19 protein-coding genes are annotated in these 17072 nt (G+C 35.8%); 16 read left to right on the top strand and 3 right to left on the bottom strand.

The window, feature by feature from the left end; all coding sequences use genetic code 11:
* Positions 1–128: 128 nt before the first annotated feature.
* Complete coding sequence (locus EZL74_RS07055) at positions 129–674, bottom strand: transposase (protein WP_131475898.1); 546 nt, start codon at positions 672–674, stop codon at positions 129–131.
* 364 nt (positions 675–1038) lie between these two features.
* Between EZL74_RS07055 and EZL74_RS07050 the strand changes: the two genes are divergently transcribed.
* The 10 genes from EZL74_RS07050 to EZL74_RS07005 are packed head-to-tail and all read left to right on the top strand — an operon-like array spanning position 1039 to position 12798.
* A complete protein-coding gene (locus tag EZL74_RS07050) occupies positions 1039–3861 on the top strand; it encodes a type I restriction endonuclease subunit R (protein ID WP_131475897.1) in 2823 nt (940 codons plus the stop codon).
* A gap of 19 nt (positions 3862–3880) precedes the next feature.
* A complete protein-coding gene (locus EZL74_RS07045; RefSeq protein WP_131475896.1) occupies positions 3881–4906 on the top strand; it encodes a nucleoid-associated protein in 1026 nt (341 codons plus the stop codon).
* Between the two features lie 5 nt (positions 4907–4911).
* Entirely contained in the window at positions 4912–6198 is a 1287-nt protein-coding gene (locus EZL74_RS07040; RefSeq protein WP_131475895.1) for a hypothetical protein, read from the top strand.
* Positions 6191–7321 (top strand): restriction endonuclease subunit S, encoded by a 1131-nt coding sequence (locus EZL74_RS07035; RefSeq protein ID WP_131475894.1) that lies wholly within the window; start codon positions 6191–6193, stop codon positions 7319–7321. The genes EZL74_RS07040 and EZL74_RS07035 overlap by 8 nt, the downstream gene beginning before the upstream one ends.
* Before the next feature lie 13 nt (positions 7322–7334).
* Entirely contained in the window at positions 7335–7784 is a 450-nt protein-coding gene (locus tag EZL74_RS07030) for a GIY-YIG nuclease family protein (RefSeq protein ID WP_131475893.1), read from the top strand.
* Positions 7785–7804: 20 nt separating this feature from the next.
* Positions 7805–8125 (top strand): hypothetical protein, encoded by a 321-nt coding sequence (locus tag EZL74_RS07025; protein ID WP_131475892.1) that lies wholly within the window; start codon positions 7805–7807, stop codon positions 8123–8125.
* Positions 8122–9312 carry a PfkB family carbohydrate kinase gene (locus EZL74_RS07020; RefSeq protein WP_131475891.1) on the top strand — a complete coding sequence of 397 codons (1191 nt, stop codon included), beginning with the start codon at positions 8122–8124 and terminating at the stop codon, positions 9310–9312. The genes EZL74_RS07025 and EZL74_RS07020 overlap by 4 nt, the downstream gene beginning before the upstream one ends.
* A complete protein-coding gene (locus EZL74_RS07015; RefSeq protein ID WP_204745132.1) occupies positions 9300–9899 on the top strand; it encodes a 7-cyano-7-deazaguanine synthase in 600 nt (199 codons plus the stop codon). Before EZL74_RS07020 ends, EZL74_RS07015 begins: the two co-directional genes overlap by 13 nt.
* Positions 9900–9910: 11 nt before the next feature.
* The gene (gene dgt / locus EZL74_RS07010; RefSeq protein WP_131475890.1) at positions 9911–11305 is read left to right on the top strand and encodes a dGTP triphosphohydrolase; all 1395 of its coding nucleotides are present in this window, start codon (positions 9911–9913) and stop codon (positions 11303–11305) included.
* Between the two features lie 2 nt (positions 11306–11307).
* Positions 11308–12798 (top strand): class I SAM-dependent DNA methyltransferase, encoded by a 1491-nt coding sequence (locus EZL74_RS07005; protein ID WP_131475889.1) that lies wholly within the window; start codon positions 11308–11310, stop codon positions 12796–12798.
* A 30-nt stretch (positions 12799–12828) separates the two neighbouring features.
* Here EZL74_RS07005 and EZL74_RS07000 read toward each other — a convergent pair whose 3' ends face one another.
* A complete protein-coding gene (locus tag EZL74_RS07000) occupies positions 12829–13218 on the bottom strand; it encodes a helix-turn-helix domain-containing protein (protein WP_131475888.1) in 390 nt (129 codons plus the stop codon).
* Between the two features lie 175 nt (positions 13219–13393).
* Positions 13394–13555 carry a hypothetical protein gene (locus EZL74_RS13100; RefSeq protein WP_154669980.1) on the bottom strand — a complete coding sequence of 54 codons (162 nt, stop codon included), beginning with the start codon at positions 13553–13555 and terminating at the stop codon, positions 13394–13396.
* A 152-nt stretch (positions 13556–13707) separates the two neighbouring features.
* On the opposite strand from EZL74_RS13100, the gene EZL74_RS06995 reads away from it, so the two are divergent.
* From EZL74_RS06995 to EZL74_RS06975, 6 genes are all read left to right on the top strand, one after another.
* Positions 13708–14337: a Crp/Fnr family transcriptional regulator gene (locus EZL74_RS06995; protein ID WP_131475887.1), complete on the top strand. Its 630-nt coding sequence runs from the start codon at positions 13708–13710 to the stop codon at positions 14335–14337.
* A gap of 182 nt (positions 14338–14519) precedes the next feature.
* Positions 14520–14828, top strand: a complete 309-nt coding sequence (locus tag EZL74_RS06990) for a hypothetical protein (protein WP_204745131.1) — start codon at positions 14520–14522, stop codon at positions 14826–14828.
* A 32-nt stretch (positions 14829–14860) separates the two neighbouring features.
* Positions 14861–15175: a rhodanese-like domain-containing protein gene (locus tag EZL74_RS06985; RefSeq protein ID WP_131475885.1), complete on the top strand. Its 315-nt coding sequence runs from the start codon at positions 14861–14863 to the stop codon at positions 15173–15175.
* A 38-nt stretch (positions 15176–15213) separates the two neighbouring features.
* A complete protein-coding gene (locus EZL74_RS06980) occupies positions 15214–15435 on the top strand; it encodes a hypothetical protein (protein WP_131475884.1) in 222 nt (73 codons plus the stop codon).
* Between the two features lie 14 nt (positions 15436–15449).
* A complete protein-coding gene (locus tag EZL74_RS13300) occupies positions 15450–15572 on the top strand; it encodes a hypothetical protein (RefSeq protein ID WP_262708129.1) in 123 nt (40 codons plus the stop codon).
* A 93-nt stretch (positions 15573–15665) separates the two neighbouring features.
* On the top strand, positions 15666–16976 hold the full coding sequence (locus EZL74_RS06975) for a TolC family protein (protein WP_131475883.1): 1311 nt from the start codon (positions 15666–15668) through the stop codon (positions 16974–16976).
* Positions 16977–17072 lie beyond the last annotated feature (96 nt).

Raw genomic sequence — 17072 nt, 5'->3', positions numbered from 1 at the left:
AAGAATGACATCTTCTTTGACTAAACTACTTTCTTTACGCCATAAACAATCGTAATAGGCGTGTCTTGTTTTGCCAAACAATCGGCATAAAACAGCTATTCCCAGTTTAGGAAAGTCTTGTTTCATTTTTAAGACTGTTTGGCACCAGACTTTTTTCTAATGTCAATTTTGAGTTGTTCTTCGGCTACATCAATCAGGGTGTTCAGGGCTTTTATTTTAAGTTCTGCCTGCTGTAAAGCTTTTTCTAAAGCTGCTTTTTCTAAATCCTTGGAAGATGGTTTATCCTTAGCCATGGGTGAGGTGTTTTCAATACAAATTTCGACTTTTTCTGATTTATATTGTACTATCCAATTTCTGATTATTTTATCGCTCTTGATATTATAGGCGGTTTTAGCGTCCTTAATGGTCAATCTTCCTTGTTCTATAGCTGTAACAATAGTACGTTTTTGAAGGTTTGTATAACTCCTGCGTTTGATTTTTTCTTGATATTCGGGTGAACCATAATCCCTCATCCAACCATCTAACGATGCTTTTCCTAATCCATAAATCCGGGTAGCTTCTTTTCTAGGCAATCCTTGTTCAACTTCTTTGACAATTTTTAAAATCAAGCGTTTGTCATAACGGCTCTGTTTGTGCTCCCGTGAAGCATAAATCTCTTGTGCTGGGTTTTCCATATACACTTTTTTAGTGTATAGCTATTTTAGGACAAGACAGACGAAGAGATGAGAGACGAAGAGATGAGAGACGAAGAGATGATAGACGGATAGATGATAGACGGATAGATGATAGACGGATAGATCTTTTATTTTAAATAAGGGGCTCACGGAAGAACCTATTTAAGTCATTATGAATATTGGATTGACTCACTGCTTACCGGCGATAATTTTATGAAGCCGGGTTACCTGAATTCCTGATGCAGGTATACCAAACAAGATTTTATGCAAATTAGGTTTAGCTATCAGATAAAAAATACCCATTGTTGGGGATTGTGAGTGTGGGAATTTTTCTTTATGTTTGAAATAACAATAACCCTAACCCATGCTCAACCAAAACCCTGAACAAATTGCTCGAGACAACATCGACAGGCAACTTATGGCCTGTGGTTGGATCATTCAGGATAAGAAAAAATTCAATCTGGCCGCCGGTTTGGGTATTGCTATCAGGGAATACCAAACTGATATTGGTCCGGCGGATTATGTGTTGTTTGTAGATAAAAAGCCTGTGGGGATTATTGAGGCCAAGCGTGAAGAAGAAGGCGTGCGCCTGACTACCGTAGAAGACCAATCCTCGCAATATGCCAATGCCAAATTGCGTTTGCTAAACAATGACCCATTACCCTTTGTATACGAAAGTACCGGAGAAGTAACCCGTTTTACGGATTATCGTGACCCTAAACCCCGTTCGCGGAATGTATTTACCTTTCACCGACCGGAAACTTTTGTACAATGGCTGAGCCAACCTAAAACGTTACGAGCCCGATTGCACGACATCCCTGCCCTACCGGTTGATGGGTTGAGAGATTGTCAAATTACGGCTATTACTAATTTAGAACAATCGTTTCGAGACCAGAAACCTAAAGCCTTGATTCAAATGGCTACGGGTTCGGGGAAAACGTTTACTGCCATTACGTTTGTATACCGATTACTCAAATATGCCAAAGCCAAACGCATCCTGTTTTTGGTGGATACAAAGAACTTAGGCGAACAAGCGGAGGGCGAATTCAGAGCCTATACGGCTAATGACGACAATCGTTTGTTTACGGAATTGTATGGGGTAACCCGATTGAACAGTTCTTTTATCCCGAATGACTCTCAGGTGTATATCAGCACCATTCAACGCATGTACTCTATTTTAAAAGAGACCGAACTGGATGAAAGTGCCGAGGAAGAAAACCCTAATGAAAGAGCCTATCAATCCAAAGAACCTATTCCTGTTGGATATAACGAAAAAGTGCCAATTGAGTTTTTTGATTTTATTGTTATTGATGAATGCCATAGAAGTATATACAATTTATGGAAACAAGTGCTGGATTATTTTGACGTGTTTCAAATTGGCTTAACCGCTACGCCTGATAACCGAACCTTTGGGTATTTTAACCAAAACTTGGTTTCGGATTACGGTTATGAAAAAGCGGTGATTGATGGTGTTTTGGTGCCTTACAACGTGTTTACTATTGAAACCGAGATTACCAAAAACGGTAGCGTTATCAAAATGGGCGAACAAGTAGACAAGCGCGAGCGCCTTACCCGTAAAAAGTTTTGGGAGGCCCTGGATGAAGATGAAGCCTACAGCGGTAAGCAGTTAGACAAAGACATTGTTAATCCCAGCACCATTAGAACCATCATCAAAGCCACTAAAGACAATTTGCCGATGATGTTTCCCGACCGGGTGGACAGCAACGGCCACTTTGAAGTGCCCAAACTATTAATTTTTGCCAAAACCGACAGCCATGCCGAAGACATTATAGACATTGTTAGGGAAGAATTTGGCGAAGAAAATAAGTTTTGCAAAAAAATTACCTACCGCTCTGACGAAGACCCTAAAAGTGTGTTGCAACAGTTTAGAAACGATTATTACCCCCGCATAGCCGTTACCGTAGATATGATAGCCACCGGAACCGACATACGCCCGTTGGAAGTATTACTGTTTATGCGCGATGTAAAAAGCCGTTCCTATTATGAGCAAATGAAAGGCCGTGGTACACGTACTTGCTCCTTAGAAGAATTAAGAGCCAAAGGCACTCCTATGGCCAAATACAGCAAAGACCATTTTGTAATTATTGACGCCATTGGTGTAGAACAGTCGCAAAAAACAGACAGCAGACCTTTAGAGAAACTACCGGGCCTATCCTTAAAAGATGTATTGCAAAGTGTAGCGATGGGCAATACCAGCGAAGACATGCTGACTACTTTGGCGAACCGATTGATACGTTTAGACCAACAACTTAAAGACAAAGACAAGCAACAGTTTAGCGAAAAAGCCAACGGGTTAACCATTACCCAAGTGGTGAAAAAGTTATTGCACGCATACGACCCTGATGTAATTGCGAATGATGAATTACGAATTAGGAGTGAAATGCGCGGGCAAGCACCAATGGAAATAGAAAAAGCCATTACCAAGGCTAACCAAGAATTGATTGAACAAGCTGTGGCGGTGTTTCACAACCCTGACTTGCGCGACTTTATAGTAGACATCCGCAAGAAGTATGACCAGATTATAGATGTGGTGAATATAGACTCTGTCACTAAAATAGGTTGGGTAAAAGACCATGCCGAAGCGGCTACGGCCCTTATTACCGACTTTAAACAGTGGATAGAAAAACACAAAGACGAGATTACGGCCCTGCAAATTTTTTATGCGCAAGACTATAAAAACCGTAGCCTGACTTATAAAATGATAAAGGATTTATATGAGGTATTGGTGGTTGAAAAGCCTGCCTTAAAACTCAACCTTTTGTGGGATGCTTTTGCTACAGAAGAAGATAGCGAAGCTGCCGATACATTGATTAAGCGTGCGCCAAGAACTGAGAAACCCAAACAAGAATTGGTCTTATTGGTTTCTTTATTGCGCAAAGTAGTAGGACAAGACGAGTGGTTGACGGCCTATGATAAAACAGTAGATTTAAAGTTTCAGGAATGGGCGTTTAAAAAACAAGCCGGTGCCGGGATAAAGTTTACCGTACAGCAGATGCACTGGCTACGGATGATGAAAGACTATGTAGCCAACAGCTTTTGCGTAGAAAAGGACGATTTTGACCTGCCGCCGTTTAATGCGGAAGGTGGCTTGAGTAAACTATGGGCATTGTTTGGTGACCAAACCGATGCGATTATTAAAGAGTTAAATGAAGTGTTAGCGGCGTAAAAAATTAAATTTAGAAATTATGGAATTATATCGAATCATTATTCATGAATTGTCAAAAGTAAGAGGACAAAATACTGCCGAAACATTTCTTTCTAATTCCCTCCTGCCTAATAGCGAAATTACCACAGGATTGGTAGAAAAATTGAATAACAGTTACAACAATGATAAAATTATATATGCTGTATTTGATGAAGGTTCCGGTAGAACTTTTCCGAGTAATTTTCGCGGTTATAAGGAATCGTCACAAAGCGAAAATGAGTTTATTGACTTTTCGAAAATGATGGTTAACAACCTCAGGGAGTTGATTAGTCTCGTAACGCTAGCAACAGGCGGCTTTTTAGTTTTCACGGAGTATTCAGTAAATGGCATTGGTTTTCTTGGTATATTTTTAATAAGGGATACGCAAGGTGTGATATTCAACAGAAATGAAGCCAATCACCAAGTAGAGATTGATACAATTACCTACATGAATACCGAGAAATTAGCAATGGCATGTAGAATACATATCCCAAAATATTTAAGTAACGATGGTAGATATATCACTTTTATGCGAAAAGGGCAAAATGATGTTGCTGACTATTTTATAAAATGGATATCTGCAGCACAACCGGAAAGCAGTAAACATTTTACCGAAAGGTTATACGACTTAGTAAGTTTGATGCCTCTGCCTAATGATTTTGAAACAGGTGAACAACTTGACATAAATACTTTCAGAGAAAAATTGGTTAGATACATTAAGGACAGGGGACGTATGGTAGATCTCAATGAAATGGGTAATCATTTTTATGAAGATGAAAATATTTTTATTTATCATAGAGACATGAATGATTTTGAAATTGACAACATCTTTAGGGCTGATGGTAAAGCTTTAAATAAATTTAATCAACTCGACGTTAAAGCAGACGGAATACAATTAAAATTCTCAAGAGGGGCTTATAATTCTGGAAAAGTTAGACCCGCTGATGAAGGCGATTTTGTAATTATTGAGTCAGCTATTTTAAAACGTGAACTAGTAAGGCAGGTTGAGCAAAATAACCAAAATTAATCTCTATGGATAATATTAGTCATTTCAAAGCGCTATTTGATTATCTAGAAAAGTTAAATCCTTCATATGATTTAGGCAATGAAATAATTACAATCTCGTCTGGAGAAGTTGAAGTCCTTAGGAACTTAAATATAAACTATACAACTTTGCCAACAAGTATTGAATTTAATATTAATCAGTTTGACTATCTCTTATTTTTCGATGATAATGAATTTCGAATAAAGTGGAAATCTTTTGTAATTTCAGGAAAAGATGCTGCAATTCTGAATATAAAAACTAAGCCGATATTTTTTTCAAAACTAAATAAGCAAACTTTAGAAAATTTTGTGTTATCCAGCAATACTCTTTTTACAAACGCAATTATTTACGATGAATTTATTAGATTTTTTAGCGATAAGAGTAAAGACGAAAATAATAAATTTCAATTTGTAGACAGTTTTGATACAAATACGAGAAAGCTCTTTTTTACCTCCTCAAAAGAGCCCGGCAAATTAGTAATTGGATATCCCTTAGAGTTATCGGAATTTGATAACCAAACGGATTATTCAATAAATTTCAATAGATTGAAAGATGCTTTCGGTCCTTCAAATAAAAACCTACCCATTTTTATAAAGAACGAGATATTTAGATATTTTGAAGATAAATATGACAATCAAGGATTTGTAACTTTATTTAAAGATTTAAATAAAGTACTTAATATTGCTGAAAAAAACTATCAAATATACCTTCACGATTTATCACTTGACAAGATAAAATCGGATTATAAAGAGTACAAACAGAAATATTTTTCCAGTCAAAATGACATTTTGAACAAAATAACCACGCAGGTTATAGCTTTACCAATATCTATTGCTGCTTCGGCTTTTTCACTTTACAATCTGAAAGGAGAATTATTTCCAACTTTAATCGTCTGCTTTGGATTAGTAAGTTATATAGTGTATGTAACATTCATAGTTAGGATTTATTTTGACGACATCACCTCATTAAACAACATAGCACAAAAAGATTATAAAACTTTAAAAGACAATTCATTTTTTATTAACAACAAAGAGGATTTAGGTTATTTTGAAGAAATCAAAAATGGGCTATTTAAAAGATTAAACTTATTGAAAAAAGGGCTCAACATTTTCATTTTTATAATGTGGATAAGCAGTCTATGTCTTGTATTTTATAGTTTTAAAATGTTGTCAATAAAAATTGGCGTATTGATATTACCATTTATTGCTGTGACGTTTACATGTGCTTATGTTTACCAGACCTATTTAAACAAAGAAGAATTAAAAAATGAATAAAGACTGGCAAATAAAAACGCTCGGAGAGGTCTGCGAAATAAAGAGTGGGAAAAACCAAAAAAATGTAGTTAATCCAAATGGAAAATATCCAATTTATGGAAGTAGTGGAATATTTGGATATGCAGATGAATATATTTGTGATAAAAATACAACAATCATTGGACGAAAAGGAACTATCAACAGTCCAATATATGTAACTACAAAATTTTGGAATGTTGATACCGCTTTCGGTCTCTGCGCTAAAGAAGATTTGAATTCTAAATTTTTATACTATTTCTGCTTAGGATTTAATTTTAAGAAACTTGATAAGAGTACTACAATTCCAAGTTTATCAAAAGGTGATTTACTTTCTATTAAATTAAACATTCCTCCACTAGAAACCCAACAAGCCATCGTCTCCAAAATAGAAGAACTCTTTAGTGAGTTAGACAAAGGCATCGACGATTTAAAAACCGCACAACAGCAGCTTAAAACCTACAGGCAAAGTGTCTTGAAATGGGCTTTTGAAGGGAAGTTAACGTATGAAAATGTAAAAGAGGGTCAGTTGCCTGAGGGGTGGGTAAGCAAAACTTTTAATGATATTATTGAAATTTCAAAAGAAAAATACAAGCCCAATAATTCTGAATCAAAATTTTACATTGGTTTAGAACATATTGAAAAGAATTTAGGCACATTAACTCCTGAATGTGGATTTGAGAAAATTAAAACATTAAAAAACAAATTTAAAACTGGAGAAATTTTGTATGGTAAATTACGACCATATCTTAATAAGGTTTATTTGGCAAAAGAAAATGGCGTATGCTCGACAGATATTTTAGTTTTAAAAACAAAAGAGAATTGTGATGCTCAATTTCTAACACACCTAATGTTGGGTGTAGATTTTGTTAATAAAATGTCAGAGAATACAAGTGGTGTAAATTTACCGAGAGTTTCAACAAAAATTATTTTGGAATATCCTATAAATCTTCCAACACTTAAAGAACAACACCAAATCGTTCAAGAAATCGAAAGCCGTTTGAGTGTGTCGGATAAAATGGAGGAAAGTATTGCACAAAGCTTGCAACAAGCCGAGGCTTTGAGGCAGAGTATTTTGAAAAAGGCTTTTAGTGGGGAGTTGGTATAAATAAACTAAGACTATGATAGACGAGAAAGACATTGAAAATTATTTTATAGAAGTTAGAGATTATCTTTTAAACAAAGAAAATAAGGTAAAATTTAATTTAATAAGAAATCAATGCAATGAAGTAGAAGCAGGTGTTTATTGCTTCTTTGTTGATAATAAATTGAAATATATTGGGGAGTCCGGATGTTTAAAAAAAAGAATAAATGATTTGCTTAATACTAAAAACCATACTTTCAGAAGATCATTAGGAGAGCTATATTTTTCGTCTAATGAATTATACACAAAGGCAAGCAGTACTTCTAGTTACCATTCAGATATTGAAAAATTACTTGAAGAAAAAATGAAAAAACATTTAAGCTTTTCACATATGGCAATGAAGATTGGAAGAAAAGAGTTTGAAGAATGGTTTCAAAAACATTTTAAGGAAATTGAATTTTTAAATAAAAGAACAAAAAGAAAATAATCACTAAAAAATAAATATTTATGAGTGGATCAGGTGGAGGTGGCTATGTGCCACCACAAAGAGCTAAATTTGATTGTGATAATGGTCAAGTAATTACAACACTATCAAGTGTTGATTTAATAGTCTTGAAAAAGTTAGCGGTTGGAGTAATTTTAGAAGTTGAAATAGGTGGAAATGAATCACTTGTTGTTATCGATGCAGATGGTGAAATAGTTGGTTCTATCGTCCATCCAAGTACATCTGATATAATCGAATGTATAAAAAAAGGTAATCATTATGAAGCAGAAATAGTAGAAATTAATTATCCTGCATGTAAGGTAAAAATAAAAAGTATCAAATGATTTCAGTAATTGGAGGAACATATCGTGAAATAGATTATGATGATGTATCATTGGATATTTATGGATCTGGTTACAGGTGTTGTAAATTTTTATTAGAAAATAAATGTATTGTAAATTATCATACTAGTGGTAATGATGAAGTTGAAAATTACTTAAATGAAGTCAAAAAAGTTTATAGTAATTTTAGTTTTAAACTTACAAAAAGTGAAGACTTAGTAACGTTTAAGTACAGTTTTGCTTTAGATACACCAAATATTTTTCCAAATATCTTGAACATTAAAAGTACTGATAATATTAAAGTCGATGGTGATAATATTATTTGTTATGGTATGTTAGAATCCGAATTTAATATTAGTGGTAAAAAAGTAATATATGATCCACAAACATCTTTAAGACCAAAAAAATATTCTGAATTTGGAATTGCTGAAGAACTAATTTATATTGTAAATATGAATGAAGCAAAATCAATTTCCTCACAAAATGAATTAGAAGAAATAAAAAAATATTTTTTCAATAATGAAAAAGCTTATGCATTAATTATTAAAAATGGTCCTCATGGTGCTAAATTGTATTTAAAAAGTAATGAAGAAATTGATATTCCTTCATTTATTACAAAAAATGTAAATAAAATAGGTTCAGGTGACATTTTCACTTCATCTTTTGGATATTATTGGATGAATAAAAAACTTCCTTTAAAAGAATGTGCCATTTTAGCCTCAAAAGCAACATCGCTATATTGTGATAAAAAAGTATACATTGATGTCAAAGATTTTGAATATGATTTCATAGCATATGAAGGTAAAAATTTAAAAGACAAACAAGTATACATTGCAGCACCATTTTTTTCTTTAGCTGAATTAATACTTATCGATAAAATAAGAAATGCCTTCTTGGAATTTGGCGTTAAGGTTTTCTCTCCTTTCCATGATATAGGTTTTGGAGATGATGAAGCCATAGCCATTAAAGACTTACAAGGCATTAAAGATTCTGACATAATTTTTTGTGTATTTGATAATTTAGATTCAGGTACTTTAATAGAATCTGGATTTTCAATAGCAATGGATAAAAAAATAATAGGATACCATAGAACATGTGAAGATTCTAAATTATTAATGCTAAAGCCAGGAAATTTAAAAGTGTTTAAAAATTTAACTACAGCAATGTACCACACAATATGGAATCTATAAAAAAAGGTGTTTTATTATCCGGAGGAATTGACTCAATTTGCTTGACTTATGGAATAAGGCCAGAAATTGCGTATACAATTGACTATGGACAAACTGTAGCAGAAAGAGAAATTTATGTTTCTAAATATATCTGTAAAGAATTAAATATTCAGCATAAAATAATTAAAGTTGACTGCAAGAATTTAGGCTCTGGCACTTTAGCAAACTCAGAAAATTTAAGTTTTTCTCCTTCTGAAGAATGGTGGCCATATAGAAATCAACTTATAATTACTTTGGCTTTAATGCAAGGTATAAAAGACAACATAAAGGAACTTCATTTAGCAACTGTAAAGTCTGATGAATTTCATAAAGATGGTACAAAACAATTTTATGAATATATAAACAAGTTGGTTTCTTTTCAAGAAGGTGAAATATCTGTTAAATGTGAAACTACTGATTATTTTAGTCACGAATTAGCAAATAAATATAGCGTACCACTAGAACTTTTATCTATTGCCCATTCTTGCCATGTTTCAAATATTGCATGTGGAAATTGTTCAGGTTGCATTAAACAAATGAGAGTGCGTTTCGAATTAAATATTGATTAAAATTTATACAAATGAGATTAGACTGGAATAAATTAATTACAAGCAAAAGACTGGGAACAACTGCTCCGAATTTACAAGCTGATGCACGAAATGAATTTGAAAGAGATGTAGACAGGATAATATTTTCATCAGCTTTTAGAAGACTACAAGATAAAACCCAAGTATTTCCTATTCCTAAAAGTGATTTTATTCATTCAAGATTAACTCATAGTATTGAGGTCGCTAGTGTAGGTAGGTCATTAGGAAAATTAATTGGAAAATTTATTCTTAAAACTGAGGGATTAATTAAAGATGCTCACACCGGTGAAGATATTAATCCCGAGACATTTTCAAATATTATTGCTGCAGCTTGCATGTGCCATGATATTGGGAATCCTCCCTTTGGGCATTCAGGAGAAGATGCTTTTCGTAATTATTTTGAAAATTACCAAAATAACAGCTCAAAAGATTTATTTGAAAGATTAAGTAATTCAGAAAAAGAAGATTTTTTAAGATTTGAAGGAAATGCAGAAGGATTTAGAATATTAACAAATGATCATCCCTCAGGTTATCCTGGCGGTTTAAAAATGACTTACACCACTTTGGCAGCATTTTCTAAATATACCTGTGAAGCGGGTAAATTAGAATTAAATAAATTAGGTTATTCAGTAAATAAAAGGAGGTCAAGTAAAAAAGTTGGTGTCTTTCAAGAGGAGAAAAGAATTTTCAATGAAATTGCTGTTGAATTAGAACTTTTAAAACTATCTAATAAACAAATCTATTTTTGCAGGCATCCATTGTCATTTATTCTTGAAGCTGCTGACAATATTAGCTATCAAGTTATGGATTTGGAAGACGGTCATAAGCTAGGTTTAATATCAACAAATGAAGTTGTTGAACTTCTTAAACCATTTGTTTTAAATATTAAAAATGACCCATGTAATATAGATGATTTACTATCAATCAACGATGATTATGAAAAAGTAGGTGCATTTAGAGCCAAAGCCATAAATAGTTTGATTTATCAATGCTATGATGTTTTTGAAAAAAACTATAGCAAAATAATGACTGGCGAATTTGATTCTGAATTAACAGATTTAATAGAACAAAAAAATGAATTTGAAAAACTTGACGAAATAAAAAAAGAAAAACTATTCAGTTATTACAAAGTAGTTGCTATTGAATCATCAGGTAGACATGTTATTAGTGGATTGTTAGAATTATACTTGGATGCATACAAAAACATAAAAAAGAAGTATGGTGAAAATATAATAAATATGCTACCTCCCCATTATAGGCCATCTGAAACAGATAGACCATATGTTGTTTTATTAAAAATATCAAGTTACTTATCTAGAATGACAGATTCATTTGCAATTGATCAGTTTCGTTCTTTAACGGGACATAAATTCCCAGATATAGATTAAAAATGAGCAAAGAAAACACAAACACCTCCAGCATAGTATCCAAAGTATGGGCCTTTTGCCAAACCCTTAGAGACGATGGTGTGGGGTATGGTGACTACTTAGAACAACTTACGTATTTGCTCTTCCTAAAAATGGCAGACGAGTACAGCAAACCACCTCATAACCGCAAAATGCCAATACCGGCTTCCTATGTTTGGGAAACGCTAACTACTAAAAGCGGTAGTGAGTTAGAGAGCCATTATAACGAAATGCTGCGAGAGTTAGCCAAAGAAAAAGGCATCTTGGGGCAAATATTTGTAAAAAGTCAGAACAAAATACAAGACCCAGCCAAGTTGTACAAGCTTATTGCCTTAATCAATGCCGAGAACTGGATCTTGATGGGTGTAAAAGACAAGGGCGATATTTATGAAGGCATCTTAGAGAAAAACGCTGAGGATACCAAGAGCGGTGCCGGGCAGTACTTCACCCCTCGCCCATTAATTAAAGCTATGGTAGAGTGCCTGCAACCGGAACCTATGAAAACCATAGCCGACCCGGCTTGTGGTACCGGTGGTTTCTTTTTAGCAGCCTATGACTGGATAGTAGCCCACCGCGATTTAGATAAAGAGGCACGACAATTCTTAAAATATGAAACCTTCTTTGGCAATGAGATTGTAGCCAGTACCCGTCGCTTGGCCTTAATGAATTTGTTTTTGCACAACATAGGCGATATTGATTCGGATAATTTTATTTCGCCAACCGATGCTTTAATTGCCACCTCTCCTACTACCTACGACTATATATTGGCCAATCCGCCTTTTGGAAAAAAGAGTAGTATGACCTTTACCAATGCCGAGGGCGAACAAGAGAAAGAAGATTTGACCTATAACCGTCAGGACTTTTGGGTCACTACCAGCAACAAGCAATTGAACTTTGTGCAGCACATACGCACCATGCTCAAAACCACAGGGCAGGCGGCGGTAGTGTTGCCTGATAACGTATTGTTTGAAGGCGGTGTGGGTGAAACGGTGCGTAAAAAACTATTGGAAACTACCGATTTGCATACCATCCTGAGATTACCTACAGGAATCTTTTATGCCAATGGGGTAAAAGCCAATGTGCTATTCTTTGACGGGAAACCGTCAAGCAAAGATCCTTGGACTAAAGAAGTTTGGGTATATGACTACCGTACCAACATTCACCATACCCTGAAAAAGAACCCGTTGAAGTTGGAAGACCTGCGTGATTTTATAACCCTATACAATCCGGAAAACCGACACAAAAGAACGGAAACCTATAACGCAGCAACCAATCCGGAAGGGCGTTGGCGAAAGTTTGGTTATGAAGAAATCATTGCACGAGACAAAACGAGTTTGGATATCACCTGGTTAAAAGATAAATCGCTTGCCGATTTAGACAACCTCCCCGACCCGGATGAATTGGCTCAGGATATTATTGAGAATATAGAAGCGGGATTAGACGCTTTCAGAACTGTGTTGGCGAATTTGAAATGACACAAAAAAAGAGGCTTGTGCCTCTTTTTTTTATTTATTATTGAGCAACTTTTCTAAGTAGGCTACTTTCTCTTTTTCTGCTTGTACGAGTTTATCATATAACTCAATTATTTTTTCAATAGGATTGAAATTGTAAACAGGCCCAAATTGTCCTTGGCTTCCGCTATTATCATAAAAACTATTAAAGTAATTGATTACAGACTCCTCTGAAAAATTCTTTATAGCCTCTGCACTTACTCCCAATGCTTTTGCAATTTGTTGTAGCCTTTCGTCCTCTACTGTTTCGCTGTTTTCGATAGTAGAAATGGTTTGTTGGCTAACGCCTATGGCCTGAGCCAGCGCTTCCTGTTTCATTTCGCGGAGTTCGCGGATTCGGCTGATGTTTCGGCCGATGTGGCGGGGTTTTGTTGTAGTTTCCATACTTCAAATATAGCACATTTTTATAAAAAACCGCTAAGCTATTCGGGATTTTTGCTTGTTAAAACCGGAGTAAAAAACCCGTGGAATTGGTTTTGTACCACCCTGTCAAAGCAAAGCAATTCCGGAAAGGAAATGCTTGATAGATGGCTATTGGTTGCCTCCGAATATCTATAGGCTATTCTTGGTCATTGGGTTCGTCATCCTTATTAGTCCATTCCTCTTCCTCCAGATACCGCTCTAACTCTTTTCTGTCTTTGGCATTGCGCCACATCATAAAAACAACTCCGAGGATGGCGAAAAACAGGACGATGCCTATGATGACCCAATTGGTTTTCATTTGATTCTTTTTATTAAAGTTACGTTTTTTTATGGACAGGTCTGACACCTTTGACTGTTAAAACTGTCAGCCTGAATTCTTTTTAGTTTTTAGTACAACTGAAGGATTGCTCTGCTTTTTATAGTATTTTTACTTTTAAAAAAAACAGACTGATGCAGGAACCTATTAAAAAATTATTTTCTTCTTTTTCCGCTCCGTTGGTTGAGGAGATTGAAAAAAATGCGGTCATTCAGGAGTTCAAAGCCGGGGACATTATTATCCGAACGGGACAATATATTAAAAGCACCGTATTGGTGATTAGCGGCACTATCAAGATCTATCGGGAAGACGAAGACGGGGGTGAATTTTTTATGTACTATTTACAACCCGGGCAGGCTTGTGCCATTTCTATGATTTGTGCGACCAAACATGAAACCAGTCAGATTATGGCCAAAGTGGTTGAAGATGCCGAACTCATTATGGTACCTCTGGCGCTGATGGATAAATGGATGATGCAGCACCGCAGTTGGTATGAATTTGTGATTGAAACTTACCGAAGCCGGTTTGAGGAAGTGCTGGATGTGGTAGACAACATCGCATTTAAAGCTATGGATGAACGATTGATTTTTTACTTAAAAAGGCACCAAAAAGTGGCCAATTCCAACAAACTGAATTTATCACATCAGGAAATTGCGACAGAACTCAACACCTCGAGAGAGGTCATCTCACGATTGTTGAAGAAACTGGAACAAAGTGGTCTTTTACTTTTGCAACGAAATCAGATAGAACTTTTAAAAATTTAAGGTTCTTTTTTGGGCTAATGTAACTTATATCACAGAAGGAGGATTTCATCGGTTGTACTTTTACACCAAATTCAATACCGATGATTGCATATCTTAAAAATATTTTATCTCAAAAATGTCCCCGATGCCACCAAGGGGAATTGTTTACCCATAAGTGGTATAAGCTTAAAAACAGTAATAAAATGAAACCCAATTGTACTGTCTGCGGGCAACGTACGGAGTTAGAACCCGGTTTTTATCACGGCACCGGGTATGTGAGTTACGCCCTTACCGTGGGTTACTCGATTATCACTTTTGTCGTTTGGCTTTTGACTACGGATATCGGAATTGGGGACAAACGCATCTTTTGGTGGCTGATTCTGAACGTCGTTTCTTTAATACTTTTACAGCCTTGGGTGATGCGCACCTCGAGAGTATTGTGGCTCTCCTGGTTTTTTCATGATGATGATGCTCTTCATCCTGACACCAAAAAAGGCACTACCGATATTTAACATACCATTGTACCATTCTAAATACATCTACCATGTTTAACTTATTTAAATCAATGTTTTCAAAAGACGACAGCCATTTGGCACAACTCATCCGTGAAGGAGCCTTCTTGGTTGATGTGCGTTCTCCGTTAGAATTTTCGGCAGAAAAAGTACCCGGTTCGGTAAACATACCCTTGGACCAAATTCGAAATCACCTGGACAAGTTTAAAAACAAGAAGAACATTGTAGTTTTCTGCCGAAGTGGAGCCCGAAGCGGTCAGGCAAAATCTATTTTAGAGCAAAACGGATTCAGTAATGTCACCAATGCCGGTTCGTGGCAAACCGTAGCCTCCCTTATAGCTAAATAAAGTTGTGATTCAGTAATTTTATCAAAAAAACAAGCTTTATGAAACAACTTCTTTTCACCAATTGGCACCTTATGCGATGGTTCCGGTTGGGATTTGCCGTCTTTTTGTTTGTTCAGGCTAATACCACGCAGGAGTGGTTTTTTATCGCTTTCGGACTATTCTTTTTGGCTCAGGCACTTTTCAATATGGGTTGCGGAGCACAAGGTTGCGGCGTTTCATATACTAAAAAACGAACCGAGGGTAAAAACTGCAAGAATTAATCAGAACAAATCATATGGAACAACTAATCTTCGGCATCATCATCCTGCATCTCATCGCGGGGTTTGGATGGCTGTTTTATAAACTGGAAATTCAGAAAAAGAAACCCGATAAAAACAATTCCGAAAAAGATGTCTGAGCAATCAGGCATTTTTTTTTGCTGTGTGACAATAGTTACTGACTTGAAAAATACCACGTCCTAATTTTGCCTCATCAATTTAGTATAACAATTATGAAGCATTATTTTTTTATTCTTATCAGCATAATGTTTACCTCTATCGGCGTGTATGGTCAGGACACCCTTATGGTATCTAAAAAAGAAATTCAGGAAAAAGCCGCTGCCGGAAATCTTCAGCTTAAACTAGCCGAGAAGACCTATCTTTCGGCCAAAGCCGATTACCAACAATCCAATGCACTCTTTTTACCCAACCTGTCTGCCAGTCATACGGCATTAGTCACTACAAATCCGTTGATGGCATTTGGGTCGAAACTGAATCAGGAAATTTTAACCGCTTCCGATTTCAATCCGTCCTTGCTGAATGACCCTAAAAAAACGCAAAACTTTGCCACTGTGATCAGCGTACAACAGCCTTTGGTCAATGCAGACGGTTTGTACGAGAGAAAAGCGGCCTATGCAAAAATGGGCGCTTACCAATTGCAAAGTGAACGCACCCAAGAGTACATACAATTAGAGACCGATAAAGCCTATATGCAACTGCAATTGGCGTATCAGGCTGTGACGGTATTAAAAAAAGCTGAAGCAACCGCTGTGGCCAATTTAAAAGTGATTGACAATTATTTTAAACAGGGCCTGGTTCAAAAAACCGATGTGCTGAACGTACAAATCAGGGTAAATGACGTGAGTAATCAATTGCACTATGCCCAAAGCAATGTTCAGAACGCTTCTGATTATTTGGGCTTTCTGCTAAATGAAGACCTTACCAACAAAGTTTACAAACCGACAGAACCTTTAGCAAACACGATTGCTCCGGTTGTCCTAATCGCTCAGGTTCCCGAAAACCGAAAAGATATTCAAGCCCTGAAACAAGCTGAAACCGCATATCAAAAAATGTATGTTTCAAGCAAAATGAATTTTCTGCCCAGATTGAATGCATTTGGCAGTTATGAACTGTATGATCAATCACTATTAGGCACTAAAGCCAAAGGGTATACGGTAGGTGCCCAATTATCCTGGAATGTTTTTGACGGTTCTAAATCGATTGGAAAAATGGCCAAAGCCAAAGCGGATTATCAAAAAGCGACTTTGGAAACAGAGCAGTATAAAAAGAAAAGTCAGTTAGAACTGAACCAAACCAACCGACAACTGGGCGATGCTGAAAACAAGGTCAGCCTGACACAATTGGCTTTTGAACAGGCACAGGAAGCCTACCGCATTCGTCAGAACCGCTTTGCACAAGGTTTGGAAAAAACAACTGATTTATTACAAGCCGAAACTCAACTAGTGCAAAAAGAACTGGAACACTTACAAGCTGTTTTTGAGTACAATTTTACCAAACAGTATTTGCAGTTTTTGACCTATTGAGAGAAGAGATGAGAGACGGAGAGATAATAGATAATAGACTTAAAGATAATAGACTTAGAGATAATAGATGATAGACGAATAGATTATACAAAAACA

The organism is Flavobacterium silvisoli, from assembly GCF_004329815.1.
Lineage (GTDB): Bacteria > Bacteroidota > Bacteroidia > Flavobacteriales > Flavobacteriaceae > Flavobacterium > Flavobacterium silvisoli.
This window is presented reverse-complemented; position numbering and strand designations above follow the sequence as displayed.